Origin of the sequence: Proteiniphilum sp. X52 (genome assembly GCF_003712195.1) — a bacterium.
In the GTDB taxonomy this organism is placed as follows: Bacteria; Bacteroidota; Bacteroidia; order Bacteroidales; family Dysgonomonadaceae; genus Proteiniphilum.
Genome location: NZ_RDSD01000049.1, coordinates 1 through 3,110, shown reverse-complemented (window position 1 = coordinate 3,110; position 3,110 = coordinate 1). Strand labels below are relative to the sequence as shown.

Here is a 3,110-nt window from a genome sequence, read left to right as displayed (position 1 = left end):
GACGGCAAAACCGACATCTGCCTGATCAATGACAACGGCACGTATATTTACACGTTCGATGTCACGGGTTCCACCTACTCTGTAAGGCAGGTCTCCTCATACGCCGCACTTAAAAAATCGACCCTTGAAGGCAGGGAGTTATTAATAGGCGAGTTCAACGGCGATGGCAAGCCCGACTTCCTGCTGTCCCCGAAAACGGGAGCGTTGGACTGGGCTATTTACTACGCAATGGGCAATGGCCAGTTCGAAAGGGTTGCCGCATCCTTCGCAAGTAGGGCAAGTACGGATACATTTCTAACTCAGGATATAAATAGCGACGGTCTCACTGATATTGTTAAAGTAACCGGAACGTCGGGATTTTACACTTACATAACAAGACCCGGAACAACTTATGCAACCTCCTACACCTCTTTTGTATATAGTGGTTCTGTACTGGTGCCGACAGATATCAACAGCCGCAACTATTTTCACCAACTGGTAGCTTTAAAGGACGGTAAGGTCACGCGGTTCTCCTTCCCAAGGAATGACACAAAGGAGAAGCTACTCACGGGAGCAGTCAATAGCCTGGGAGTGGTGAGTAAGAATCATTATAGGATGCTTAACGAGGCGGAATATTACTATTCAAAAGGTTATGGAGCTGTATATCCTTTTGAAAACTTTCAGGGTCCATTCTCTTTTCCCGTTAGTACCGAACAATACGTGAATGGTACACGCAATGAATATAAGGAGTACCGCTATGATAACGCCGTTATCCATAAGCAGGGGCGAGGATTCTGTGGCTTCGGCCGGATAATGATAAACGATAACATGAGGGGGCGTTATTACACACAAGAATATGACCCGTACAATTTCGGAATATTGAAAAGTGACGAATCACCCACATCCAAAGTTACCAATACATGGACAGTAAGTGTGCAATCCAACAAGATCGCCAAAATAAGGCTTACCAACCGCTCCGCTCTGAACAGGCTCACCAACCAGACTGTAACAACGGCATATGTGTATGACACCTACGGGAATGTGACAAAAGAGTCCGTGAATTATAGTGGAGGTGTGACTGCTGTTACCGACCAGACTTACTACAACTCCACTTCCGGTAGCATCTACCTGATTGGTCAACCTGTAGCCAAAACGGTAACCAATACCCGTGCGGGCTCTTCGTGGATCGACAAGGAAACATTCACTTACAACTCGGTACGCCTTCCCCTTACTCGGATCACCCATACAGGATCGACCGGTACTAATAAGACGCGTGAAACCAGATGGACATACGATGCCAACTGGAATGTCGCCTCTGAAAAGTCAGCACCTTACAACGTAACCGAATTCCTTGGAGATACCTATACCTATGATTCATCGGGAAGATACATTGCCTCCGTGACAAATGCATTGGAACAAAACACCGAATACGCCGATTTTGACAGGTACGGTAATCCCAGGATTATTTACGATCATAGAAGGCGTGTAACCAGATACGGTATGGATGGTTGGGGAAGGACTAACACGGTTTATTATGCAGATGGGATAACTGAAACGACCGCTTTTGCATGGGGTGGCGCAGGGCTGTATACTGTCACCAAAACAGTTACGGGCAGTCCTGCTGTGATAACCCATTACGATGCCTTGGGCCGCGAAATACGCAGTGGTAACCAGAGGTTTGACGGGCAATGGCAGTTTGTAGATACAGAATATGATACTTACGGGCGGATTAGTCGTACCTCCCTTCCTTTCAAGGGCACATCAGCCACACAATGGAACAATTATAACTATGACAATTACGATCGTCCCACAAGAGTTACTGCAGCGTCGGGAAAAACCACTTCATGGAGTTACTCCGGATTGAGTCTCACTGAAACAAAAAACGGCATCGCCAAAACCAGGACAGTAGATGCTTCCGGAGCCTTGATAAGCGTCTCAGATCCTGGAGGCACAATCACCTATACTCAACGGCCGGACGGGCAACCATCTTCCATCACAGCTCCGGGTGGAGTAGTTACATCGTTCGAGTACGACGCTTTCGGAAGACAAACAGCACTGGTAGATCCAAGCGCCGGACGGCAAACATCCACTTATTCATACACTACGGCAGGAGTATTAACCCTAACCAAAACCAACCCGAAAGGAACCAATATATCGGTCTTTGATAAATACGGCCGTATTACCAGTCTACAACGCCAGGGCGAGTTTACTACTACCTACGCGTATAATGAGAATGGATTATTAGCAAGCGAGAGTTCAACAAATGGTACTTCAAAAACATTTACTTATGACACTTATGACAGGCCGGTGACCGAAAAGGAAACTGTACCTGACAGCAAGTGGCTACAAAAAACAATTACTTATAACGGTGGAAATGTTTTCTCAGTACAATATACATCCCAAGACGGCACTATCGGAACAGAAAATTTTGTGCATGCAAACGGACATAATACTGAAATAAAACTGAACGGTTCTACCACAATATGGAAACTTACAGCGGAAAATGCATTGGGACAAGCGACAGCAATAACAACAGGAAGCATAAACAGGAGCTACACATATAATGCTGTCGGTATACCCACAGGCAGGACAGCCGGTAGTATCCAAAATTTCACTTACAATTTTGACGTGCAGAAAGGTAACCTTTTAAGCCGGACAGACAACAGGCATAGCAAGACGGAAAATTTCTCCTACGACAACCTGAACCGCCTGATAAGCGCTGCAGGCAAGACAATCACTTATGCGGCCAACGGCAACATAACACGTATAGAGGGTGTGGGAACCATGACCTACGGCAACTCGGCCAAACCCTACCAGGTAACCTTGCTCAGTCCTGAAGGAAGTGCGGTGCCGTTACGAAACCAGAGCGTGGCGTACACCTCCTTCCAGCGTCCGTCACGGGTGGACGAGAACGGGTTGAGTGCATCGTTTACATACAATGCGGCAGGAGACAGGGTGAAGATGTACGTGGCCAATGGAACCACTCCGGTATTGACTCGATACTACATAGGGGGACAGTATGAGCTGGATGCGCCCTCGAACACCGAAAGGCTGTACCTCGGTGGTGATGCTTATTCAGCGCCTGCTGTATATGTAAAAGAAGCCGGTGTGTGGAAAATTTACTATATTTG

1 protein-coding gene is annotated in these 3,110 nt (G+C 46.9%); it reads left to right on the top strand.

What is annotated here, in order from left to right; translation table 11 throughout:
- Positions 1-3,110: FG-GAP-like repeat-containing protein (locus tag D7D25_RS17420; protein WP_370453869.1), on the top strand; the 3,110-nt coding region annotated here is incomplete at both ends.